Below are 23,961 nucleotides of genomic sequence, written 5' to 3' on the forward strand. Positions count from 1 at the left end.
ATTCCTTTGGATAGAGCACTTGGCATGGAAAAGCAGTATTCGTTCTCAATACACCGCCCTCTCCTTCCACAAGCCAGCCGCCATGTCACCCCTCTTTGGCGCCGAGCGATGGGAAATGCAGTCGCGGACTATTCAGGATTTCTCGCAAAGACCAGTAGACCCTCTGACACGAAAGCCAAATTGTAATCGGCGCCACGCTCCAAGCATGTTTGAGCTACGCGAGATACCCAAACATGGATAGGTAACTACTTTTATGAAGATCATTCCTTCTTATATTTGGGACGGGGAGAAGCCTGGGAATCAGGCAGAGCATCGTTTCTTTGAGGTTCTGCAAAAATTACCCTTCCCAGAGAAGAGCATTGCATTGCATAGCCAGAATTTGAGGGGCGATAAGAAACAAAGCTGGTATGAGATAGACTTCCTTATCTTAACGCAAACCTGCATTTACGGAGTTGAGGTCAAAACCGGCTTTTTGTCGAGCCGAGAGGGTGATTGGCGAGTCCATAAATCCAACATGGATATTGCCTATACGAAAAAGAAGTCACCATATGTCCAAGCGAAAGACGCTACTCTTTACTGGCGCGACAATTGGCTTTTCAAACATTTCCCCGAGCTGAGAGGACGCATTGACTGCGCCTATATGGTGGCGCTATTCCAAAACGATGAGTCGAGCCTACAAACGCTTAACTGCCCTGAGCTACCTCGAGAAGTCGTTTTGGGAGACCAAGAATTCACAGTCGATGGGCTTCTGAAACGGCTCGAAGAGACGAAGGACTACCACCTCACGCCAACAAAACGACGAGTTCAAAACCCAGGACTTTCCAAGCAAGAAGTCGAGTTCATCGCTAACAAATTAAGACCAAGTCTGGAGCAATCTTATCCCGCCGGGGTAAGGAACTTCCTCTTAAAGTCTCAACATGAGCTGACTGAGGAGCAATACAGACTCCTCGATGCTTTGGAAAGCTTTGACCGCCTGCTAATCGATGGTGGCGCTGGCACAGGAAAAACTTTCGTCCTTACTCATCTAGTTAGAAAAGACGTACTTGCCGGGAAGGCAGTCCTGATTCTCACACGCCCGGAGAAGCTGCGTTCAAAGCTCCAACTGCTTCTCAAAGATTTAGACGTTTGCGTACTGGGACCCGAGGACCTAGCCAACATAGAAGACAATCGATTCGACATTCTTTATGTGGACGAAGGCCAAGATTTATGTGATGAGCAAACCCTTCACGACCTCGACAAGAAACTACGTCGAGGGATGGACAACTCACGCTGGCGTTGGTTTGGCGATTTCCAAAACCAACTCGGCGCCGAGCTACACATGTCTGAAGAAGTCTTCGAATTCATCAAGGGGCTGACCGGGAACAATTCAATCTTTCCACTGAAGCGGAATGTTAGGAATACCCCGAATGTCGTTCGGTGGCTGGAAGCCATCTGCCACGCAAGAATGGGTGAAACCGTAATGGCAGGAGCCGGACCGGAGGTCCTCATCGAAAACGAGCACAGGTTCTCCAGCCTGCTTGAGCAAGTAGCTTCGAACCCAGTTCTTGATGATTCGCCAACGGAGTCGACGGTAATCATCTACCCGGAGGGCTTTTCTGGCGAGTTTCACTCAAGCACTTTCGGTAACGAAGCCCTTAACAAAAACCTTTTGATAAGCGATTCGGAGAGTTTTAAAGGGCTTGAGTCAGAAGTTGTGTATGCCTGGGTACCTCCGAAAATAGAAGACTCTGATCTAAAAGACTATCTATATAAAAGTGTGTCACGAGCGAGAGCAATATGTTTCGTCATGACCAAAAACAAAGACTCATTAATGAAGCAAGCCATGCGGTTGCAGGAATCGAATCATGAACCGAGCTGATATAAGAGATCGTGTCTCTGAAGAGATCAAGAGCCTGCTGATTGGACCTTATGATGGTCCCGATGAAAAGGTATCTGGACGTCTCTCCCTCCGTTATTTGGCTGGAATTCTTTATCCGGTCGGTTCGACACGCGGGCAACTACAACAGGAAGAGACCCCGGAGTCTGCAGACACTGGAGGAAGCGATGAGTTCTCTGCAGATTCTGAGAACCCTCTCTCTCTGGCAAACGAGATGCTTCCGTCGTCAGTTGCTATCTCTTTTTGTGTTCGTAAAGGCTCCGATGTATTCGTTCAGGCTGGGGGCGGACACTATGAACTGGAAGAAAAGTCACCTCAAAAATGGCAGAGGCATCAACTACCCGATAGCCAATTGACGGTAAACACGGACGAAAGCCAGCGATTCGAAGTACTCGGGGGCGCCGGCAAAATTAGAGTTGCTCGAAGAGAATCAAACTTTAGTCCTAGCACCGAGATTATTACTGTTGCTCTGTTGAACGCTCATAAGACTACAGACAAAGAAAACGTTGAAGCAACAAAAAATATCGAGAAGCGCATTTATCAAGTTACTCTTTCTTGTAGCGCAGAAGGCGGCATTCTGCCCTACGAAGACGTTAGCTCCAACATCGACGATTTAGAGGAGGAGGTACTGGCACTCCAGTATTCGCAGAACTCCGTTTTTGCTGTGGGTCACGGCGCATCCGTGTCTTGGCTGAGCGATGGAAGCTTGGCCGACACTGTGAGTATTGACTACGCACCATCTGCACGCGTCTACAGACCGATATTCGATAGCCTTCAGCTGGACGATGGACGAGTATTCGATTCATCTGAAGTTCTTCGGCTTGGTTACCTCGCCTCGTCGGACACCTCAAAAAATGATGCAGTTTCAAAGCTCAAAGCGTTCATCAATTTCTATGGGGAATGGATTGAGCTCCAAAAGGCAATTTCGGTTCCACAGAGGTATGAAAGGTCTCGAGATCACCTTATTTCTGAGATGTCGAAGTGTTTCGACAGGATGCACCGTAGCGTTGATCTTCTTGAGCAGAGGGACGACTGTTGGCAAGCATTCCAACTTGCAAACGCAGCAATGCTAATACAGATGGATCAGAATGATAGGATCAACACGTTACGGACAGCCAGAAGCAGCGAAGGAAAAAGTTGGCCGATTCCTGCCGACGAGGCAGTCCACCCGGGCGACAACACGATTCCAGACCAGCTTCCCAACAGCTGGCGTCCATTCCAGTTGGCATTTTTTCTCCTCACAATGTTTGACCTCGAACACCCGGAGGAAGAGGACGCCAGCACTGTAGATTTGATTTGGTTCTCTACGGGTGGCGGTAAAACCGAAGCTTATCTGCTATTGGCAGCCTACGAGCTAATCCGGCGACGGCACCGATTCGCTGATCCAGACACTGGAAGCGGAACCGGGGTGATTACTAGATACACTCTTCGTTTCCTGACGGCCGACCAATTCGCACGAACCGGCTCTTTGATTTGTGCATTGGAGAAGCTGCGCCAGGCTTGCGACTACAAGCTTGGCGATGCTCCTTTTTCTCTAGGGTTGTACGCTGGTGGCTCGGTTTCTTACAACAAAATCGCTGACGCCGAACAAGCAATCTCAAAACTCCAGAACAATCCCGCCGAGGATCATCTTTTCCAACTAGACTACTGTCCCAACTGCGGCACATCTCTACTACCTAGCGAACCAAAGTTTGATGATAACGGAGAGCCAGACCTCTCCCAGCTAGGCTACTCGATCGTTGAAAACCACGTTCACGTCCATTGCACAAATGATGGCTGTTTGTTTTCGAATTCAACAGGACTACCCATCAAAACTGTCGATGAGGATATTTTTGAAACGCCGCCCAGTTTTCTTCTTGGCACGGTCGACAAATTCGCTAATTTCGCTTTTGGCAAACGGGAAGGAAGCATCTTTAAAGGAAGAGATGGGAAAAAGGCTCCTCCAAGTCTGATAATTCAGGACGAACTGCATCTCATATCAGGTCCACTCGGCACCATAGCTGCAGTTTACGAGAGCGCCTTCGACGCCATCATCAGGTTCCAGAATCAAGCACTCGGGTTTGGGGAGCGTGGACCAAAGTATATTGCATCGAGCGCAACCGTCCGCGATTCTGACACCCAGATACAACGCCTCCTGGGCAGAAGTTCCGCAATATTTCCGCCTCGAGGAATCTCTTCCGCTGACTCCTTCTTTTCTAAGGAAGACCGAGACCTCCAAAGCTCACGTCTATATATGGGAATCATGGCCCAAGGCTTGAACTCCACCTCTGCAGCCCACTGGACCGCTGCGGCGATGCTCCAAGCAGTTCGAGGAGTCTGTGAGTCAAATTCATTGAGTGCCAAAGAGATTGATTTCCTGTGGTCTCTGGTCTGTTACTGCAATAGTAAAAGAGAGCTCGGGCTAATCAATGCGTCTACGAACGATGAAATTCTTTCAAGAATGCGCGTATATCGGGCAATTCAAAGGTTGGACGAAACCAATCTCAAAGAACTTCGCAAGGAGGAAGTGAGTAGTCAGGGCGTGAAAAGCATCTCTGAAACACGAGGAAATCTTCTAATACCGCTGTCAGATAATCGCGATACTCCCGTCAGAGACTTTATTCCGGCGACAAATATGATTTCTGTCGGTGTGGATATTGATCGGCTCGGCGCAATGATGATCAACGGACAACCTAAAACTACGGCAGAGTACATTCAAGCTTCTTCGAGGGTTGGCCGAGCTCCATCAAAGAGGGGGCCAGGTTTGGTGTTAACCCTTTACTCACCCTCAAAACCGAGAGACAGAAGTCACTACGAACATTTCAGAGCCTACCATGAAACACTTTACCGGCTTGTCGAACCGACCAGCGTAACGCCTGGCAGTGAACAGGCTCTCGAGCGCGCTTTGCACGCCGCAATTATTATTTCTTTGAGACACTCCATCAAGGATTTGAATAACCATCCTAGAGTGAGCTCGTTCGAAAAACCAGAAACGAAAAAAATACTCGACCTATTAAAAGACAGGTTACTTGCGTCATACCCCGATCCTCTGCATCAATCTCATGAAAGAGAAACCATTCTACGTCTTTATGATCAGGTCATAGAACGTTGGCGACATCTCGCGGATGAGTTTACGGATCTGGTTTATTACTCGAACAGCCGGGGAGATCATTCCCTGATGAGTGATTTTTCTGGGAGGCATTCATCTGGATTCCCCACTATGCGATCAATGAGATCGGTCGATGTATCAATCCCCATGAAATTTAGGTAACAACATGAAAGGCGAAATCAGAAGAGCCCAACTAATTCAAACCTTCGGAGTTGGCGCGATCGTTGATGCTAATGGTGAAACCTTTGTTGTCAAAGATACGACCTATTGGGATGCCAGAGAAAGAATCGAGTGCGCCCGTCTGTCTCGGCTTATTCAAGGAAAAAGCCTCCGAACTTTCTCGGGAAACGCAAATGAGGAAGAAGCTGTGCCAGTCGAACGCTTCCCTCGTTGGTATTATTGCCCGGCGTGCAATCGGATGAGGAAGATTTCGAAAAAAGAGGATTATGAAAACGAAGAGGGACTTTGCCCACGTTGCAAAAATGCCGAGTGCAAACACAAACCAGAAATGATACCCATGCGCTTTGTAGCTTACTGCAGCAATGGGCACCTTACCGAAATTAATTGGTGGGAATGGGTCCACCAAAAAGCTAGCGCGGCAGAAAATGGTCAATGCAAAGATAAAGACTCTCTCAAGTTTACTTCTGGAGGTCGTGCGGGCGGTGACTTCCTAGAAATGAAAGTCAAATGCGACAGATGTGGGCTAGAAAAGGATTTGTCCGATATCCAGCGTCAGGTCGCTAAGCCGAATGTCGTTGAAGGTTATGGCCAGTCTTGTTACGGCAGGCAGCCTTGGCAAAAATTCGAAGATCGGGAGGCTTGCAAAGCACAAATGAAGATCGAACCGCGCGGGAGCTCCTCTATCCACCGCTCTTTGGTTCTCTCCGCTTTAGATATTGAAGAAGGAGTTCACTCGCAATTCAAAAGTGATATCAGTTCTCAGGCAAGAACTGCGATAGAAAGAAAGTGTCAAAAACTTATAGAACGATCTCAGGGGACTCGGCAGATCCTTCAAACTAAAGTGATGCAGAAATCGGAAGATATTCGGGATCAATTGGCTAACATTGCAGAGATATTTACAGACGACGAGGATGAACTAGTCGAGTACGGTTTTCAGTTCCTATTAAATGAGCTTACAACGGCAGCTCCCGAACTCGAGGAAGCAGAAGATGCTCAGTTAGAGCTTCTGGACGCAGAGTATGCTCTTCTCGCACAAGGAAAGGACATTGAACAACCAAATTTCAAAGTTTTCTTTAACGATTGCTCTGAGGACGCCGACCCAATTCTTAGCCGGGTATTCTCGAGAATTGGTCAGGTAAAGCGTCTCCGAGAAGTAAGGGCATTCAAAGGTTTTGTTCGAGGAGAAGGAAAAACCGAACTTTCGCCTGACCTTGGCGGGAATCAGAATTGGGTACCCGCAATTGAGGCTTTTGGGGAAGGTATATATTTTGAATTTAATCAAGACACCCTAACTACCTGGTTGGAGAAATCTGGCCAGCAAGTCAGTCACGCCCTCACAAAGCAACTCAATGCACTAGAGAAACTTCAGGAAAGAGTTAAGATCGGTGTTGTAGAGGACCCAATATTCATACTTGCTCATACTGTCGCCCACATTTTAATCCGAGACCTAACTTTCCGCTCGGGGTACTCATCTTCAGCCCTAAGGGAACGAATTTTCTGTGTCCCCGACGAAAAACGAGCAGGAATACTCATTTACACGACAGACACAGACACTGAGGGCACACTAGGCGGCCTCGTTGATCAGGCTCGTCCCGAAATTCAATCTCATCTTCTGAGAAATCTAAGCAACCTGACTAGCTGGTGTTCCGCAGACCCCGTGTGTCGCGAAACTAAGGAATCCGGGTTCCAAGGCGTCAATCAGGCAGCATGTCATTGTTGTGCCCTTGTCTCCGAGACCAGTTGCGGACACCAGAATGCAGGGCTCAATCGTTTACTTCTGTCAGGGATGGGCGAAAAGTTTGGTGAGCCTTTGGGCTTTCTAAGTTTTGTAGAGGAGACAGCACGTGAGGATGCCAACGTTTGCTGAATTAGATTCAGATCAGCGCGGAATTTACACTGAATCACCTGCCAATAGGGCAGTATTAGTTACTGGACCTCCTGGGACAGGAAAAACCGTGGTGGCTTTCCATCGGGCTCTTAGGCTATCAAAAGGGGGAAAGCCGGTTACCTTGTTAATGTTCAACAACGTGCTTTCCAAGTATGCAGATAGCGTCGACATTGAGCATGACATAACCATTTGTAACTTGCACAAATGGGTGGACCATTGGTTCCGACATGCCTTCAAGAAGCGTGCACCGCATAAGACTCGGTTCGACATAAACTGGCAAGCGATTGGCAAGACTATTCGAGAAACAACTGATATTTCGATTTTGCATAGACTTTGCTGGGGACACCTTATAATCGATGAGGGGCAGGATTTCCCGGTATCTATGTATGAAGCTTTTATGGACCTGATAGACCATCCATTGTTGGAAGAAGCTTCTCGCCCTACGCTTACTGTTTTTGCCGACGAAAACCAAACAATTACCGAGAATAATTCTACCTTGCAAGAAATTCGGCAAACATTAGATGTTGGCGTTCGAAACAAAAGATATTGGCGGCTTTTTAAAAACTACCGGAACACTCGAGAGATATCTGAATTTTCAACTTTTTACCAATTAACTGGTAGGTCAGCGGCTAAAGCCCCAGATCGTGGCGGAATGAAGCCTCAAGTAATAATGCTTCCGGACCACGCTGCAGTTGCCGAGCATATAACAAATTTTGTCATAAACAATGGTCAGGTTGAGGTTGGCGTTCTGTCATTTGGGAAAAAAGGTGATGTGAAAAACATATATTCCGAGCTTAATAAGGCCAAAGAAGAAAAAAAATCAAAGCATACAGTGCAAATGTACGTGAACGGACCTGCTAAAGAAAGCATTCACCATGACGCCAAATACCTAAAATTCGGAACGCCACCCTCTATTACTGTACTTCACAACAAGAGTTCAAAAGGGCTAGAGTTTGATGCTGTCTTTATAGTGAATATGCATAGGGATAGCCGAGCATTCGATGCAAGTGCACAAGAATTAATAAAAGATATGTACGTTGTTTCATCGCGAGCCAGAAATACATTATTTTTTGATATTGTGTGCTTTGGCGACTCACTACCACAAATAACTCGATTACTTCCCTCACCCGAATCCAGGCTCTGTGGATATACTGCCAACACTGAATGGAAGTCGGAGTTGCGTGAGAAGCTCAAGCATGTTCCGTGGTCAGAAACAGAGGAAATGGCTGATCAAATTAGAGCAGACACATTGGCAGATGAAATTCTATCTCTCGGGGATGATGCTCCACTCCTCTTATCCAGCTTAATTGAAAGCTCGAAAAAACATATGATTTTGAAGCATGGAATCAAAGAATACACAAGTGGTCTCGATAAGCAAAACATCGTTCGTTTGATAAAAGAGATCGGGTGCCATAGAGTTGAAAAAGACTTAATGACTACAGCCTAAGTGGAAAATATTATGAACAATTTCTACATCCCCATTACAGAAATTGGGCTAGTGGAATTTTTGAGCTCAGGATTCATCGGCGTCTCCACAAGCAAAGTCCAATATAATGATATCCACACCAGGCTTTGGCCGAACACTGTTGTGGTTAAGAATATAGAGGACTCTCCACTTCCTATTTGCTGTGAGGTGGAGCTTAAAGGTCGGGCCTATTCTCTCCCATGCAAATTGGGCAGAAAAAAAGTTCAACTATATAGAGTCAAATCCGCGCTATCCATAAATGAAATTAAAAGAATTCACTTTTCATCCGAAGAGGCACTAAACGAATTCATATCAAAATACCATTACATGAGCGATTTGGACATAGAAAACCTTCCCGTATCTGTTAGCGAATCGCTTATGGAATGTAAAGAATTTGCCTCGAATGATATTGGAGGTGATGTAGAACTGATTGAGAATAAAAAGATAGATATAGATGACACTTGCTCGAAAGAAAGGCTAATTAACGATGGGAAATCAATCATAGCTTTCACCTACGCACTCCATAATCATTTAAAAGGAAATTCACGAAAGGAAATCCCTATTCTATCGACACGAAATGACGTAGATGTGGCTATATCTGAGCTAGTATCGCACCTTGGCGTTACGCTACCGCCAAAAGGGCTCAATCTCCTGTTACGTGAGTATTGGGAGCTTTGCAGGTCCGATAGCATTGATGCTCGCTCCGACCAAATGGAGATCGTTGACCTGCTTCAAGAAAAATTGCATTCCATTCCAGAGGATAGTAGCGAAGTAAAGAAGTCAATTTCTTTTCTTGAGAAAATTTCAAGCGTTTTCATGGGAATGGAACCTCATCCACAACTAGATGAAAAAAGCCCAGAAAAGGCATTTCAGTTCGGGTTCTACGTTTCATTAATGGCCAAGACAGCAAGCGAATTTTCTGAACTAAGAAATAGGTTCCGGTTTTCAGATCAGGTAGAAGCAATTGCCAAGTATTTTTTCTCATTACGCAGCCGCTTTAGCCAACTCACTAGCGACTTCTTTAGCTCCTTCGGCACCCAAAAAAGCTCCTGGGCGTCAGCAATTCTGGATTGCTGCTTTGCATCAAAAGCCGTAATCGAACTTAGCACCAGAAAAGGAAATGAAGACCTTCGCGTAACATATGACTTAGCAGTCAACGGAAAAGAAATTGGAGCAACAACCAGAGATATTAGCCCTGAGGAACAGCTAGTAGTATCGACGCTACGAACATTCTCAATTGAGCCGTTCAGAGACGAGCACTCTGGCGACATAGCTGTGAGAAAGTATGTTCAGTCCAAGCCGATTGTAGTCACGCTAAAAATATTCAACTCTATGAGTAATCACCAGCTAAACGAGGTGCACGTCCAATACGAAACGTCACTGAAACACGGTGTCTTGAGCAAGGCAAACACTCGCCTTCAGGTACTAAAATTAGTGACGGAACAAGGGGTCGCTCTCGGCGTTAATGAAGAAGGCAAGCTTCTCCTTACACGGTTGCAAATGGTCGACACTATGGATCGCGACGAACTATGGCACCATGTAGAGCAGGTAGCCGACGGAGGTGCGTTAATCGAGGAGTTAGTCTCTACGATCTAAGCCTCTTCCGTAAGGGCGCTGGCGGCGCGGGGGGTAACGCCATGGGAACAAAGAAGTGCAGTCCACGGCGCAAACAAGCCGAAAATCGAGCCCTTGCTATACCTAGTAATACTATCTCCTGGTTCGTTTTTCAGATCATGGAGTGGTTCTCCGAAAATGGCCGAAAGTTCAGTTGGCGCAAAAATGACTACCCGCTGTATCGGGTAGTCGTAACCGAACTTCTCTTGCAGAGAACGCGAGCTGAGACCGTGGATCGATTTATCGGGAACTTTTTTGAGCTCTACCCGGATTGGCTGACCATTGCCCGCAGTGAATCAGCCAACCTTCAAAAAGCCCTTGAGCCTTTCGGACTATGGCAGCGGCGAGCTGCAACACTGCGAAAACTTGCGACAGAAATTAAAAACAGAGGTGGCACATTGCCCGAGAGCCCCGAGGAACTTGTAATGCTCCCCGGGTTCGGACCTTACATCGTTAATGCGGTTCTCCTTTATCGAGAGAAAAGCCCAGTACCACTGCTTGACGGCAGCATGGCTCGGCTATTAGAGCGTTACTTCGGCTCTCGTGGACTTGTTGATATTCGTGACGACCCTTTCCTTAATATAATCGCCAGGCGAGTATTGCGAGAATCGGAGGTCTCACCTCTTTCACTCAACTGGGGGATGCTAGACCTCGCGGCACAAATCTGTGCTCCTGCGAGCCCAAAATGTGAGCACTGCCCCCTTACCAAGAGATGTCCCTCATCTACTTGAAATAGATAGTGTGCCTATGCCGCAGTTGAGGCAGCTTTCGTATCTCGAACAAACGAATCTACGATATTCTTTAACTCATCACGCAAGAAACAACCCAAACCTTCCGCCATTAGCGGTGGGACGGCGTTTCCCACCTGCGTGTACTTTGGACACGTAGATTTCCTGAGGCTTCCGCCAGTCGTGTAAGGTCCTTCGAATCTGAACCAATCTGGAAATGACTGCAAGCGAGCCAATTCTCGAACCGTTAGGATTCGTGGTTCGTCATAGTGAAGGATGTCATCGGGTAGCGTCGTAACAGTGACTGACGGCTTATCAGGATGCAGTACCGTCAATGTGTGTTTCTTGCTGTTCAGCCTCTCCTCTCGATACTTGATTGGGAGCGTCTTCCTCCTAGAGAGGAGATACTGATTCTGGAAAGCTGGATTATCTACGTCGTCTAAAATTCGACTGAACCTGTCAGCCACAGGTTCGCTATGCTTCGGAAGGCGAAGCCCACCGTTTGGTAAATCCTTGTTCCAGTCAGCGGACATCAATCTTTGGTAGTTTCTATCGATGCCAGTCATAGGGGCGGATTTCGCAATCTGCTGAAAGCCGCTCACAGAGGAGTCCGTCGCGGATTTCTTGTCTCTTGCGCCGGATGCATCCATTGTTTTCAGATCGCCAATTGCCTCTTTTACACTGACCAAAGAGCCTTGCTTTAAGCCGAGCGATGCACGAAATCTGGTAGCGAAACACTCCAAGCCATGTTCAAGTCGGGGCCTAAGTGCTTTGCCTGCCGCAATCAGCTCATCAACTGCTTGGTCACTCCCTTCTCCCGAAAAAAGCGTGCCAAACAAGTCTTTCCTAATGCCAATCAGAACAAACCTTTGACGGGTCTGCGGCACCCCCCACTGACTGCTGTCTTCGATGAAATGAGCAGTCAAATACCCCGTATTAGCAAGCTCCTTCTCAATTTTTTCCGATACAGCTTCACCGCCGCCACTTTTACCGAACGCGTGTGCGATACCTCGAACGTTCTCCATCACAATGTATCTGGGCTTAACCAAGCTCACGAAGTCCAAATAGGCAAATACCAAACTATTTCTGGGGTCATCCGGCTCACGTTTGCCCGCCGTGGAAAATCCCTGGCATGGCGGTCCGCCAGCAACTAAATCAACCTGCCCAGAATCACCTAACTCTCTCAGGTATTCAGTAAGTCTAGGATCGCTCAACAGCTTGGTGATGTCGTGAGCACTTTTACTCAGGCTCGGATGCTCCAACCATTCGTAATGCCCATCAAACTTGTCACTTTGACCAAGCAAATTGAACTTTAGCGTCTCGAACGCTTGCTCATTTTTTTCGACGGCTAGTAATCCCTGATGACCCGCCTTAAGCAAGCCTAAGGATAGCCCTCCGCACCCAGTAAACAAATCGATAAACTTCATATGATTCAATTGTTCGCGCCCGACGTCCTTGATGGTTGCATCATAGCACCCTTAGAGAAACCCTGCTCATCAAGTCGGCTTGCGAACTCGATTTTGGTGATCGGTTTCGGTTACCGGGGTACCATTCGGAGCATGGTCAAGTAGCGGCCGGCGATGTTGAACATTGGCTCCTACTCATAGGTCTTGAGGGACGGAGTGCCCTGTTCCTCCGATGCTTGAATATCCACAGGCGGCACTCCTAGATCCTGTCACTTTTTCGAATGGCAGGTAAACAGCAGTATCTGATGCCGGCTGGCCGCATTAAACACGATGCGCTTCATATCTTCGAGGCGCTCAATGTCCCTATGTACCAGTGTTTCGTCCAGTATCACCAGGGTCGACCTTTCGGCTTCCCGCAGCAGATCGGTATGAGCCAGGCGGTTGATCAGCCCCATCTGTTCCCGCGCCCCAAAACTCAGCTCGGAAATCCGCCCCAGCTGAATGTGGCATGCCGTAGCTGTTCATCGACCATTTACCAGTCTGCGGTATACAAAAACTTTGGCATTTTATGGCCCTGAGAAATCTGGGAAATTTCGCGTCATTCTAGACCGCCCGCCAATATTTTACGGACGCGATTCGACAATCAACGTCGTTCTGGAGGAGACCGTTTTGTTGCGGACGCTAAGTCGGACTCAACCGACAAGCCGCATACTTAAACTCCGGAATCTTCCCATACGGATCCAGCGCCGGATTGGTCAGTAGGTTCGCGGCTGCCTCCGCAAAGGCAAAGGGTATGAACACCATGCCCTCGGGCATGGACTGATCCACCCGTGCCGTCAGGGTGATGCTGCCACGCCGGGTGGCCACGTCGATGGCCTCGCCGGATGCCACGCCTAGGCGAGCCAGCTCTGCGGGTGCCAGATAGACCGCTGCTTCGGGCTCCCGCTCATCCAGTACCCGGCTGCGGCGGGTCATGGCGCCGGTGTGCCAGTGCTCGAGCAGTCGCCCGGTGGTCAACACCATGGGATAGGCCTCATCCACGGGTTCGTCTGGCGGCAGCGGCCGGGTTGGCGAGAGTTTGGCCCGGCCTCCGGCGCGGGGGAATACGTCGGAGAAGACCACGTCCTGGCCGGGTTCGTCGTCGGCCGGACATGGGTAGGTCACCGAACCTTCCCGTTCCAGTCGGGACCAGGAGATATGGTCGAGGGAGTGCATGCCCTGTTTCATCTCTGCGAACACCTGCTCGGGGCCGGCGTAATCCCACCCCAGCCCTAAACGCCGGGCCATTTCCTGAATAATCCACCAGTCGGGCTTGGCCTGCCCCGGAGGCGCCAGCGCGGCGCGGCCCATTTGCACCTGCCGGTTGGTGTTGGTTACGGTGCCGTTCTTTTCAGACCAAGCCGTGGCCGGCAGGATCACATCCGCAAACTGGGCGGTCTCAGTGACGAACAGGTCCTGCACCACCAGGTGCTCAAGGGTGCCAAGTGCAGCGCGGGCGTGGGTCAGGTCCGGGTCGGACATGGCGGGGTTTTCGCCGAGGATGTACATGCCCTTGATGGTCCCGGCCGTGATGGCGTCCATAATCTCCACAACCGTAAGCCCTGGCTCGGGGTCCAGTTTGGTATCCCAGAGTTCTTCGAAGGCGGCGCGCAGCTGGGCGTCCTCTACCGGCTGGTAGTCGGGCAATACCATGGGGATCAGGCCGGCGTCCGAGGCGCCCTGGACGTTATTCTGACCACGCAGGGGATGCAGGCCAGTGCCGGGCCGGCCGGTATGGCCGCAGGTCAGGGCCATGGAGATCAGGCAGCGGGCATTATCGGTTCCATGTACGTGCTGTGAAATGCCCATGCCCCAGAAGATCATCGCTTTATCGGCACCGGCGTAGGCCCGGGCCACCTCGCGAATGGTGTCTGGTTCAACACCGCAGGCGGGGCTCATGGCCTCCGGGGTCATATCCGCGACACTCGTTGCCAGCGCCTCGAAGCCTTCGGTATGGGCATCAATGTAGGCCTGGTCGTAGAGCCCTTCGCTGATGATCACATTGAGCATGGCGTTGAAGAGCGACACGTCGCCCCCTGGCGAAAAACGCAGGCTGCGCCAGGCATAAGAATCCAGCGCCTGGCCCCGGGGGTCGATGATGATCAGCTTGGTGCCGTTCCGTGCCGCCTGTTTGAAATATGTGGCGGCCACCGGATGGTTCACGGCGGGGTTGCAGCCGGTAAGGATCACCACATCCGCCTGAAGCGCCTGCATGAACGAGGCGGTCACTGCGCCCGAGCCCAGGCATTCCATCAGCGCCGCCACGGAACTGGCGTGGCAGAGCCGCGTACAGTGGTCAACGTGATTGGAACCGAAACCGGTACGCACCAGTTTCTGGAATAGCCAGGCTTCTTCGTTGGAGCACTTGGCACTGCCGAAGCCGGCCAGTGCACTGGGGCCGTGTTGGCCCTTAAGTTCTGTTAATCCTGTGGCCGCCAGATCCAGTGCCTCTTCCCAGCTTGCCTCTCGAAAGTGAGTTAACGGATTGGCCGGATCAAAGTCGGGGTCGAGGCCCTTGGGCACGCCCTCCCAGCGGATCAATGGCCGGGTCAGCCGTGCCGGGTGCGCGGGGTAATCGAAACCGAAGCGGCCCTTCACGCAGAGCCGGCCCTGGTTGGAGGGCCCGTTCCTGCCTTCCACAAAGAGGATTCGCCCCTGTTGTCCGTGTTCCTCGGAAGGCTCGTCTTTCACGTGATAGGTCAACTGGCAGCCCACCCCGCAATAGGGGCAGACGGAATCCACGGTGCGATCGGCCACGGCGGAGTCTCCACGGCCTTCGGCATCGATCAGGGTGGCGGGCATCAGCGCCCCGGTCGGGCAGGCCTGCACGCATTCTCCACAGGCAACGCAGGTGCTGTCTCCCATGGGGTCATCAAAGTCGAACACCACCTTGGACGCCGCGCCACGGTGTGCCAGCCCGATCACGTCGTTGCCCTGCACTTCGCGGCAGGCGCGCTCACACAGGCCGCAGGTGATGCAGGCATCCAGGTTAACGTTCATGGCGGAATGGGTGGCGTCATGGCCCCGGGCATGGGGAAGCGCATCGGATCTTGGTTCCACATGGTGAACGGTTGGCCCTTCCCGATCCGATCGGGCCGGGATTTTCTGTCGCACGGCGCTGGCATCAATGGCCAACTGATCCGCCGTATCCCACAGGTGGCTGGACCGGTCCGGGTTGTTCTCACGTTCCGGCTGGTCGGCCAGCAACAATTCCAGCACCGCTTTACGGGCCGCCTGGGCACGGCCGGAACCGGCACTGCGAACAACCATGCCCGGCGCCGCCTCGCGAATGCAGCTTGCGGCAAGCACCCGCTCACCTTCCACTTCCACCATGCAGGCGCGGCAATTGCCATCCGCCCGGTAACCCGGTGTGTCTTTAAAACAGAGGTGCGGAATGGTCTCACCGGCGCGCTTGGCCACCTGCCACAGGGTTTCGCCGGGGTGGGCCTGAACTTCAATGCCGTCCAGTGTCAGGGTGAAGCTAGTGTTGGTGTTGCTCATGGCTATTTTTGAATGGCTCATGGCTGACTCCCTACCCTTTGGCTATCAGATTCTGGCTGGCGAGTTCGCTGCGAAAATCCCGCAGCAGGCTCAGCACCGGATTGGGCGCGGCCTGGCCAAGGCCGCAGATGGAAGCATCCGCCATCACCGTGGCCAGTTGCTGCAGCGTTTCCTCATCCCAGGTTTTGCGCTCCAGCAGGGTGAGCATTTTCTCGGTGCCCACGCGGCAGGGAGTGCATTGCCCGCAGGATTCATCCGCGAAGAAGCCTAGAAGGTTGGCGGCGGCGGCCTGCAGATTGTCCTGATCCGATAGCACGATCACTGCGGCAGAGCCGATAAAGCAGCCGTGTTCCTGCAGGGTGTCGAAGTCCAGGGGGATGTCGGCCTTGCTGGCCGGCAATATGCCACCGGAGGCACCTCCTGGCAGATAGGCCAGCAGCCGGTGCCCTTCGGCCATGCCGCCGCAGTATTCCTCTATCAATTCATTGAGAGTGATCCCCGCAGGCGCCACATGCACCCCGGGCCGGGCGACGCGGCCGGACACCGAAAAGCTTCGAAGCCCTTTGCGACCATGCCGCCCCTGGCTGGCGAACCATTCGGCGCCCTCGGCATGGATGCGCGGGATCCAGTAAACCGTCTCGACATTATTGACCAGTGTGGGCCGATCAAACAGGCCTTTCTGGGCAACGAGAGGCGGGCGATGGCGTGGCTTGCCGGGCTTGCCCTCCAGGGACTCGATCAGGGCGGATTCCTCGCCGCAGATATAAGCGCCTGCGCCACGGCGCAGAATGATAAAGCCTGGCTCGACGATTTCGGCTGCTTCCAGCTCGGTAATGGCGCCGGTCAGCACTCGATGCAGGCCCTGATATTCATCCCGCAGATAAATGTAGAGGGCCTGCGCCTCAACTGCCCAGGCACTGACCAGCGCGCCCTCCAGGAAAACATGGGGTTCGCACTCCAGGTAATAACGGTCCTTGAAGGTGCCCGGCTCGCCCTCGTCGGCGTTGATCACTGCATAACGTGGCCCGGGTTCGGCCCGCACTGCCTGCCATTTGCGGAAAGTTGGGAATCCCGCGCCGCCCAGTCCGCGCAGGCCGGCATGCTCAAGTTCCTTTGCCAGCGAATCGACGCTCACCCGGCCTTCACGGCAGTCTGCCAGCAGTCCATAACCGCCGCTGGAACGGTAGTCAGCAAGACGTTGCCAGTGGATCTTCTCCGGGTGAATCTGCCCCTGTTCGACAGCAGCACCCACATTTTCGGCATTGGCATGGCAAACATGATGATGGCCAACCTCCACCACCGGCGCCGTCTCGCAGCGCCCCATGCAGGGCGCGCGCTTTACCCTCACCTGTGATGGATCAGCCCCGGCAACCAGCGCCTCATACAGCGCCTCTGCCCCGGCCAGTTGGCAGGAGAGCGAATCACAAACCCGCAGGGTCAGCGCAGGCGGTGGCGCCTGTTCATCATGGATAACGTCGAAATGGGCGTAGAAGGTGGCGGTTTCATAAACAGCCGCCATGGGCAGATTCATGAACGATGCCAGGGCCCGTAGCCGGGGCATGGAGAGGTAACCGTAGGTGTCCTGCAGTGCATGCAGGTGTTCAATCAGACGATCTCTTCTGCGCAATGACGAATCGCTACGTTCGTCACCGATCAGGTCCCGAAGCTCCGACAACAGGGCCGGTTCGAGTTGCCGGCCCCGAAGCGCGGTGCGCCGGCGTTTGACCTTCTTATCGTCTGTGCTCATTGTTTTTGTCCAGGCCTGAAGGTACCGAAGGCAGCCTGGCTGGCTGGCCTGACTACTTGGCATTCATTGAAGCATATCCGGACGGATTGTCGCCAGCAGCCTGTCGGACTTGCGCCGGAGAACGTCGTTTTTGGATTGATGTAACCCATGGTTCAAGAGAAGATAACGCTCTCGGACTTCGTGGGCGAAACCGGCGCCCCCTCTGAAAACCAACAACCACAAGTAGGGACATGCCATGAAACTCAAAGATTCCGTCGCCATTATCACCGGCTCCTCCTCCGGTATCGGTGCCGCCATCGCCCGCCTGTTTGCCGAACACGGCTGCCACGTGGTGATCAACTACAGTAACAATGAGGACGGTGCCCGGGCGGTAGCCGCCGACTGCGAGAAGCTCGGTGTAAAAACCCTGGTCATGCGCGCCGATGTGGCGGAAGACGCCGACTGCCGCGCCCTGGTGGACGCCACTCTGGACCAGCTGGGCCGGGTTGATATCCTGGTTAACAACGCCGGCACCACGAAATTCTGTGATCAGTCCAACCTCGACGGCCTCGACAAGCAGGACTTCCTCGACCTTTACGCCGTCAATACCGTGGGCGCATTTCAGATGACCCGTGCCGCGGAGAAAGCCCTGCGAGCCAATGGTTCCGGGCACATCATCAACATGGCTTCCATTGCCGGCCTCGCCGGTATCGGCAGTTCCATTGCCTATGCCGCCTCAAAGGGCGCCCTGGTTACCATGACCCGTTCCCTGGCCCGGGTCATGGGGCCGGAAGTTCGTGTCAACGCCGTCTGTCCCGGTTTCGTTCAGGGTGAGTGGCTGAAAAAGGGTCTGGGCGAAGAGAAGTACGAAGCATTACTGGAGAAAACCAAGGCAGGCTCGCCCTTGCATGATACAGCGTCACCGGAAACCGTAGCCGACGTCTGCCTGGGCCTGATCATCGGCGGCGATTTGACCACCGGGGAAACCATCCTCATCGACGGCGGTGCTCACCTGGGTATGGCGCCGGTTCGTCGTTAACCGCCCTGAGCAGAGGGAAACCGTAAATATACTTCGGCGCTGAATTGCCAGCCGGCACCACGCCGGAGTACACTAAATGTGTACACACGTGGAGTATTAGCCATGCAGACGATCAATGTCCGGGAAACTCGAGAAAAGCTTTCAAATCTATTGGACGCTGTAGCAGCGGGAGAAGAGATTGTTATTCTTCGCCACGGTAAACCCGCTGCACGCCTGACAGCAGCCTACCCGGAAAAAATTCAGTTTCTGGATCGATCGGAACTAAGGGCATCACTGCCGCCCTCTAACGAAAGTTCCGCGCAGGCTGTCCGTGAACTGCGGGACGATGAGCGCTACTGATGCTGTATTTCGATACCAGCGCCGTTCTACCCTACTACCGTCAAGAACACGCTAGCGAGTGGGTTCAGGCTTTGCTTGAATCGCAGGCAAGGCCGGTTCTGATAAGCCATTTGACAGAAGTTGAGGTGGCAAGCGCCTTGGCCCGTTGGGTTCGTATGGGAGAGCTCAGCGAACCCCAGGCAAACCGAATCGAAAGTGCCTTCCATGATGATGTCAGCCATGGACGCTTCAGTCTTTGCCCTATCGAAACGACCCACTATCAACGGGCCAGCCACTGGATTGGCACAAGGAAAACAAGCTTGAGGACATTGGATGCACTTCACCTGGCCTGCGCAGAGCATCACCAGGCTCGTTTGATCAGTGAGGATGAGGCACTTGTTTCCGCAGCCATTTTCTTTGGTATTGATGCCAGCCTTGCCTCAAAGAGCGACTGAGCGCCATGGCAAACCCAAAACACCTCACTCGAACACTTTTTGAGCACTGGGAAACCGCCGAGGCATTGGTCCGGGCCACCCGGGAAATGCCGGCTTTCTCCGAGGAGCAGGTTCTTGCTGCCATTCGCCAGGCTCAACCGGCCCTTGACGACTTTCAAGTTGGAGATGCCCTACGCAAGCTTGTTACAAGTGGCGTACTGGAGGCTCAGAGTCGTTCTGAAAGCTTCGTGGTCAATGCCCATGTACTTGAGTTTGTGCGTGGCCTGACGCATGAACACGAACTGGGACTGTCTTCAGTCATTCAGGCGCGCATCGAAGCGATTCGTGGCGCGACAGAGACTCTCACCGCCGGCATCGAAGCCGGAGATACCGGCCAGCAGACTCAGGCAATTAACCGACTATCTACTTTGTTCAGAGATATTGCCCGCCAGCTCGAGCAGGACCGCCATGCGATTGCCGAGCTAGCCGAGCAGGCAAAATCAGCAGACACCCGGGCCCCAATAGCAAAACGCTACAAGTCCGTCCTCGACGCCTACGATCAGTATGTTGAACCAATGAACGAGATGATGGACTCCGGGCCTTCAGGCATTTTCTACCACCACCTCGCTTCAGCGGAAGACGCCCTCGACCTAGGCTACAACCGCCTGGTCACCAAAGGCGCACTCTACAGCCATCTCAACCGCCTCCGGCACGTTGGTTATCAGGCCAAGGAACTGCGACGGCTGGGGCGAATCACGGCTCAGCAATGCGCTGATATTCTGTTGCCCCTCCGAGAAGAAGCACGCCAGCACAACAATCTTTCCTCAGCCATCAGCCGATTGCTGGGACAGATTCGCAAAAAAGGGCTCAACCGCACCTTTCGCAAACGCCAGGATCAGTCCTGGCTGCCGGTGTGGCGCGTGAATCAGAGCCGCAGTGTGTCTGTAGGCGACGAGGTCAAAACAATCATGGCGGAAGCGAGGAACTTTGAGCCTTCTGAACGAGAGTTCCCGGGCGAAGTCGATGCCACGCCGGTTGCGATTACAGAGTGGATTGACGAAGACCAGCTCCGGCGACAGTTGTTAAAGGACCTCCCGGTCAGCAACCTGCTGGAGTGGCTGCAGCACCACTATCCCTCCCTGCCTGACCAGGTTCTTCTGCGGCTGTACCATGACCTGGCACGTGAAGATCAGTGGGAGATGGAGCTGGAAGCGCAGCCCACAACATCTACCCTTTCCCGGGTTTCAGTGCATTACTGGCCCTACCGTCTGACACAACCGGTGAGCAAAATCCGTGAGTAATACCAGCCAATTCCAGCAAATCGCCAACAACCTGCCGAATCTGGCCCTACTTTTTCGTTGGTTCAACCGGGGCCGGCATCTCAACCGGATCGCGGAGCCGGTTTTATGGGAAGAGCTTGAGCGCAACCTTGACGACTATACCGCCATTTTTACCGCATTGGGTTCTGAACTTCGCCTTGATGGCCGGGGCTTCGCGTGGTTCCATCAGGACGACGGAAGCAGCAATACCAACAAAGCCACACGACAACTGGCCCTGTTGTTCATGGTCATCTTTGATACTCAAGCGGATGCCGGCATTCCGCTGATGAAATTCGAGCATTGGCGAATCGATCAAACCTTGCTGACAACGGTTTTCGAGCAACACCAGGACTTGCTGGAGGCCGAAGAGCTGGATCTGTCCGGCCTGGTGAGCCTGATGAGAACCGCAGAAAACTTCGGCTTTGCCCGTTACGATGGCGGAGCCTGGCAGCTGTTGCCTGCTGTGTGTCGTTACCTGGATCATTACGAAGAACTGGCCAGCCAAGTGGATCAGGATGAAGATGTGTCCTGGGCTGGCGATCAGGACGACGAGGATAATTCCCTATGAGTTCCGATTACGGATTCCAGCAGCTGGTACTTCTCAACAGCGCCGGCTATGAGCGCGCAGAGCTCCCTCTGGATGAGTCAGTTTCTCTCATTGCCCCCAACAATACTGGCAAGACCAGCCTGATTAATGCCCTGCAATACCTGCTGATTATCGACAAGCGGCACCTGGATTTTGGTGCCCACGACAAAGACAAAGCGAGACGCTTCTACTTCCCATCCAATAGCAGCTATATCCTGCTGGAAGTCACTTTGCCAGAATCCGGCTCAGTGGTGCTCGGGTGTGTGGGCAAGGGGTTTAGCTACGATTATAATTATTTTGCCTATCAGGGTCCTCTGCAAATCGAGGAGTACAGGCTCGACAATGGCAAGCTGGTGACGCAACCACAGCTGTTGGAGCAGCTGGCTCACCACGGGCGAACGGCCAATTTCTACTCATCGACTGAGTTTGCCGAGATGGTCTACGGCGGTGCCCGCAAGCGGGGCCAGACCAGCTCCGAGTTTACCGTGTTCCGGCTGGAGAACCGCAAGGATGCAAATGCCTACCGTCAGGTTCTTACCCGGACCCTACGTCTCGACAAACTCAGTTCCGGAGAAGTAAAACGTCACCTGCTGCAGATCTTCAGCCGCCAGCTACCGGACTCTGTCGTAGATTTCAAACAGGAATGGGACAAGGCCTTCGCCGAGGTAAACCAGGATCGGGAACAATACCGAGCCGCCAAAAATCAGCAAACACTGATCGACGAACTGGATCGCCATCAGGAAGAGCGCCTCGCCATCCGAGGCAGGATCATTGCGCGACGCCCTCTCATCGACGATGGGCTGGAGCGTTGGCAGAACCACTACCAGACAGAAAGCAAAAACCTCCAACATCAACATGAGAAATTGCGGAAGCAGGAAGCAGACCTGCTTGAGAGGGACAGGGAACAAACCCGTCGCCAGAGTGAGCTCAACCAGCAACTGGAGGCACTGAACAAGGACGAGCAGCGCCATGATGAACTTGGGAACCGGTTCGCGCTGATCCATGACCGCAGCGAGCTTGAACAGCAACTTTCCAGCGCCACAGAAGAACGCAACCGTCAGATCGCCCTACTATCCAATGCCCACGGTCAGTCAGCTGCCGCCATCGATGATCTGATCCGGCGCGAGGAGGAAGAGCTGTCCGCATTGGGCAAAGAACAGGAGACGCTTTCCGATAACCTTTATCTCACACTTAAACAACACATCTCCAAAGACCGGCTAAGTGTTCTCAATCGCGGGCTTGCCCGACAACTCCTTACCCTGCCCCCCGGCGACTATCAGCTCGATCCCAACCAGCTCCATCGCTGGCTGGAGGGCATGGCGGCAGACCGATTTGAACTACCGGGTCTGAACCTGTCTGTTGCAGACCAACCACTGCAATATCAACAACGGTCAAACGAAGAGATAATACGCCTGATTGATGACTGCCAGAGCCGGCTCCGGCAACTGCAGGAACAGAAGACAGCCACCCAGGAATTGGACACCCAGAAGAAACGCAGGGCAAAACTTGAGCAGGAAGTAAAAAGCCTGGAAAAAGATCTGGAACAGTTTGACGAGCTGACTCAACTGCAGAACTCTCGCCCGGATCGCTTAAAAGAAATTGCGACAGCCAGGCAGGAGCTGGCAAAGATTGAACACGCCCAGGAACAGGCTGGTGCTCAGCAACAAGCCCTCAGGGAGCAGATCCAGGAAGTCGCCAATCAACGGCAAGCCCTGGACGCCGCCCACCAGGAAATCGATCGTATCCGCCAGAACCGGGGCGACACCGACGAGCAGTTCAATTGGCTGGCTGACCTGCCCCATACCCCCTGGGTTGGCGACCCGGAGCTACCGCTCGGCCAGCTGGCACAAACGCTGCGTGACTATCAGCGGGACTGCTATCGGTTAAAGGAACTGGACCGGGACCTGGACCACCGGCGCATCAACCTGCACAGCGGTGGCCTGACCAAGTTCCAGTATGCTCCCAACCCGGAAGAGGAAATCCGGTTGATGGTGGAATTTCGCCATCACCTGGCCCGTGAAGCAGAAGCACTGGAAAAGAAAGCCCGCAGTGCCGTGGTCACTGTGACGGCCAGCCTCCGGGATCTTCGCGGCAACCTGCAGTCATTCGAAAATGCCATGCATGAATTCAACCGACTGATCAGCCGCAGGAAACTGTCTGACCTCAAGGTATTTCGAATTCAGCCGGTTCACGAGAGTCACCTTGTCGAAGCCATCGACCTGCTGATCCAGACGGCAGAAAAAGTGGAGTCTGGCGAATCCTTCGAGCTGTTCAACCAGTCCAGCGTCCTGGACGACCGACAGCTGGACCAAGCCCGCCAGCTACTGATCGACGAAGGTAGCGCTCGCCATGGTCTAAAGGTTGCCGATCTGTTTCGCCTCACTTTCGAGCTAGGCAAGGAAAATCAGGATGTAGAAAGCTTTGATGACATCGACAGTGCCGCTTCCAACGGCACCGTGCTCATGGCTAAGCTGGTCACCGGCCTGGCCATGCTCCACCTGATGCAGGACAAAACTCGCAATGTCCAGGCGCTGTGTTACCTGGACGAAGCCCTGGCCCTGGATGCGGCCAACCAGAGGAGTCTGATCAAAACAGCTTCCGAATTCGGTTTCGCGTTAATGTTCGCTTCGCCTTCACCGTTGATTACAGCCCACTACTGCGTACCTATCCAACAGATGAGCAACGGCAAGAACCATATCAGCCGCAAGCACTGGCAGATTCTGCAGCCGCTTGAAGCTGTCGAGGCATGAGCTC

At 52.7% G+C, this 23,961-nt stretch carries 16 protein-coding genes; 12 read left to right on the forward strand and 4 right to left on the reverse strand.

The features are described from left to right. Nucleotides 1-253: 253 nt before the first annotated feature. The 6 genes from HLUCCO03_RS05550 (at nucleotide 254) to HLUCCO03_RS19385 (ending at nucleotide 10,842) form a co-directional block, all read left to right on the forward strand. Nucleotides 254-1,858, forward strand: a complete 1,605-nt coding sequence (locus tag HLUCCO03_RS05550; RefSeq protein WP_027831950.1) for a nuclease-related domain-containing protein — start codon at nucleotides 254-256, stop codon at nucleotides 1,856-1,858. After that, nucleotides 1,845-5,126 (forward strand): helicase-related protein, encoded by a 3,282-nt coding sequence (locus HLUCCO03_RS05555; RefSeq protein WP_027831949.1) that lies wholly within the window; start codon nucleotides 1,845-1,847, stop codon nucleotides 5,124-5,126. The genes HLUCCO03_RS05550 and HLUCCO03_RS05555 overlap by 14 nt, the downstream gene beginning before the upstream one ends. A 4-nt stretch (nucleotides 5,127-5,130) precedes the next feature. Next, nucleotides 5,131-7,011 carry a DrmB family protein gene (drmB, locus tag HLUCCO03_RS05560; RefSeq protein ID WP_027831948.1) on the forward strand — a complete coding sequence of 627 codons (1,881 nt, stop codon included), beginning with the start codon at nucleotides 5,131-5,133 and terminating at the stop codon, nucleotides 7,009-7,011. Beyond that, nucleotides 6,995-8,479, forward strand: coding sequence for a DNA/RNA helicase domain-containing protein (locus HLUCCO03_RS05565; RefSeq protein ID WP_155939938.1), 1,485 nt, complete (start codon nucleotides 6,995-6,997; stop codon nucleotides 8,477-8,479). Before drmB ends, HLUCCO03_RS05565 begins: the two co-directional genes overlap by 17 nt. Before the next feature lie 12 nt (nucleotides 8,480-8,491). Further along, nucleotides 8,492-10,093, forward strand: coding sequence for a hypothetical protein (locus tag HLUCCO03_RS05570; RefSeq protein WP_027831946.1), 1,602 nt, complete (start codon nucleotides 8,492-8,494; stop codon nucleotides 10,091-10,093). Nucleotides 10,094-10,230: 137 nt separating this feature from the next. Further along, entirely contained in the window at nucleotides 10,231-10,842 is a 612-nt protein-coding gene (locus tag HLUCCO03_RS19385; protein ID WP_367142341.1) for a hypothetical protein, read from the forward strand. A gap of 14 nt (nucleotides 10,843-10,856) precedes the next feature. On the opposite strand, the gene HLUCCO03_RS05575 is transcribed toward HLUCCO03_RS19385, so the two are convergent. The 4 genes from HLUCCO03_RS05575 to HLUCCO03_RS05590 all read right to left on the reverse strand — a co-directional run bounded on the left by HLUCCO03_RS05575 (nucleotide 10,857) and on the right by HLUCCO03_RS05590 (nucleotide 17,532). Further along, a complete protein-coding gene (locus HLUCCO03_RS05575) occupies nucleotides 10,857-12,266 on the reverse strand; it encodes a DNA cytosine methyltransferase (protein WP_036197458.1) in 1,410 nt (469 codons plus the stop codon). Between the two features lie 248 nt (nucleotides 12,267-12,514). Further along, complete coding sequence (locus HLUCCO03_RS05580; RefSeq protein WP_081813540.1) at nucleotides 12,515-12,700, reverse strand: hypothetical protein; 186 nt, start codon at nucleotides 12,698-12,700, stop codon at nucleotides 12,515-12,517. 226 nt (nucleotides 12,701-12,926) lie between these two features. Further along, on the reverse strand, nucleotides 12,927-15,806 hold the full coding sequence (gene fdhF / locus HLUCCO03_RS05585) for a formate dehydrogenase subunit alpha (RefSeq protein ID WP_027831945.1): 2,880 nt from the start codon (nucleotides 15,804-15,806) through the stop codon (nucleotides 12,927-12,929). Between the two features lie 10 nt (nucleotides 15,807-15,816). Next, nucleotides 15,817-17,532: an NADH-ubiquinone oxidoreductase-F iron-sulfur binding region domain-containing protein gene (locus HLUCCO03_RS05590; RefSeq protein WP_027831944.1), complete on the reverse strand. Its 1,716-nt coding sequence runs from the start codon at nucleotides 17,530-17,532 to the stop codon at nucleotides 15,817-15,819. Between the two features lie 235 nt (nucleotides 17,533-17,767). Here HLUCCO03_RS05590 and HLUCCO03_RS05595 point away from each other — a divergent pair, with 235 nt between their 5' ends. The 6 genes from HLUCCO03_RS05595 to HLUCCO03_RS05620 all read left to right on the forward strand — a co-directional run bounded on the left by HLUCCO03_RS05595 (nucleotide 17,768) and on the right by HLUCCO03_RS05620 (nucleotide 23,957). Then, on the forward strand, nucleotides 17,768-18,550 hold the full coding sequence (locus HLUCCO03_RS05595; RefSeq protein WP_027831943.1) for an SDR family NAD(P)-dependent oxidoreductase: 783 nt from the start codon (nucleotides 17,768-17,770) through the stop codon (nucleotides 18,548-18,550). Between the two features lie 102 nt (nucleotides 18,551-18,652). After that, entirely contained in the window at nucleotides 18,653-18,889 is a 237-nt protein-coding gene (locus tag HLUCCO03_RS05600; protein WP_027831942.1) for a type II toxin-antitoxin system Phd/YefM family antitoxin, read from the forward strand. Then, nucleotides 18,889-19,323, forward strand: a complete 435-nt coding sequence (locus HLUCCO03_RS05605; RefSeq protein ID WP_027831941.1) for a type II toxin-antitoxin system VapC family toxin — start codon at nucleotides 18,889-18,891, stop codon at nucleotides 19,321-19,323. Before HLUCCO03_RS05600 ends, HLUCCO03_RS05605 begins: the two co-directional genes overlap by 1 nt. Nucleotides 19,324-19,328: 5 nt before the next feature. Beyond that, nucleotides 19,329-20,603, forward strand: coding sequence for a hypothetical protein (locus tag HLUCCO03_RS05610; RefSeq protein ID WP_027831940.1), 1,275 nt, complete (start codon nucleotides 19,329-19,331; stop codon nucleotides 20,601-20,603). After that, nucleotides 20,596-21,189 (forward strand): hypothetical protein, encoded by a 594-nt coding sequence (locus HLUCCO03_RS05615; RefSeq protein WP_051603848.1) that lies wholly within the window; start codon nucleotides 20,596-20,598, stop codon nucleotides 21,187-21,189. Before HLUCCO03_RS05610 ends, HLUCCO03_RS05615 begins: the two co-directional genes overlap by 8 nt. Further along, nucleotides 21,186-23,957: a hypothetical protein gene (locus HLUCCO03_RS05620; RefSeq protein WP_027831938.1), complete on the forward strand. Its 2,772-nt coding sequence runs from the start codon at nucleotides 21,186-21,188 to the stop codon at nucleotides 23,955-23,957. Before HLUCCO03_RS05615 ends, HLUCCO03_RS05620 begins: the two co-directional genes overlap by 4 nt. The last annotated feature ends 4 nt before the right edge of the window (nucleotides 23,958-23,961 follow it).

The sequence above is a fragment of the Marinobacter sp. HL-58 genome (assembly GCF_001314605.1).
In the GTDB taxonomy this organism is placed as follows: domain Bacteria; phylum Pseudomonadota; class Gammaproteobacteria; order Pseudomonadales; family Oleiphilaceae; genus Marinobacter.

Coding starts and splice junctions, on each gene's coding strand:
- HLUCCO03_RS05550 (WP_027831950.1), top strand. CDS start 254: ATGAAGATCATTCCTTCTTATATTTGGGACGGGGAGAAGCCTGGGAAT.
- HLUCCO03_RS05555 (WP_027831949.1), top strand. CDS start 1,845: ATGAACCGAGCTGATATAAGAGATCGTGTCTCTGAAGAGATCAAGAGC.
- drmB (WP_027831948.1), top strand. CDS start 5,131: ATGAAAGGCGAAATCAGAAGAGCCCAACTAATTCAAACCTTCGGAGTT.
- HLUCCO03_RS05565 (WP_155939938.1), top strand. CDS start 6,995: ATGCCAACGTTTGCTGAATTAGATTCAGATCAGCGCGGAATTTACACT.
- HLUCCO03_RS05570 (WP_027831946.1), top strand. CDS start 8,492: ATGAACAATTTCTACATCCCCATTACAGAAATTGGGCTAGTGGAATTT.
- HLUCCO03_RS19385 (WP_367142341.1), top strand. CDS start 10,231: ATGGAGTGGTTCTCCGAAAATGGCCGAAAGTTCAGTTGGCGCAAAAAT.
- HLUCCO03_RS05575 (WP_036197458.1), bottom strand. CDS start 12,266: ATGAAGTTTATCGATTTGTTTACTGGGTGCGGAGGGCTATCCTTAGGC.
- HLUCCO03_RS05580 (WP_081813540.1), bottom strand. CDS start 12,700: ATGGGGCTGATCAACCGCCTGGCTCATACCGATCTGCTGCGGGAAGCC.
- fdhF (WP_027831945.1), bottom strand. CDS start 15,806: ATGAGCCATTCAAAAATAGCCATGAGCAACACCAACACTAGCTTCACC.
- HLUCCO03_RS05590 (WP_027831944.1), bottom strand. CDS start 17,532: ATGAGCACAGACGATAAGAAGGTCAAACGCCGGCGCACCGCGCTTCGG.
- HLUCCO03_RS05595 (WP_027831943.1), top strand. CDS start 17,768: ATGAAACTCAAAGATTCCGTCGCCATTATCACCGGCTCCTCCTCCGGT.
- HLUCCO03_RS05600 (WP_027831942.1), top strand. CDS start 18,653: ATGCAGACGATCAATGTCCGGGAAACTCGAGAAAAGCTTTCAAATCTA.
- HLUCCO03_RS05605 (WP_027831941.1), top strand. CDS start 18,889: ATGCTGTATTTCGATACCAGCGCCGTTCTACCCTACTACCGTCAAGAA.
- HLUCCO03_RS05610 (WP_027831940.1), top strand. CDS start 19,329: ATGGCAAACCCAAAACACCTCACTCGAACACTTTTTGAGCACTGGGAA.
- HLUCCO03_RS05620 (WP_027831938.1), top strand. CDS start 21,186: ATGAGTTCCGATTACGGATTCCAGCAGCTGGTACTTCTCAACAGCGCC.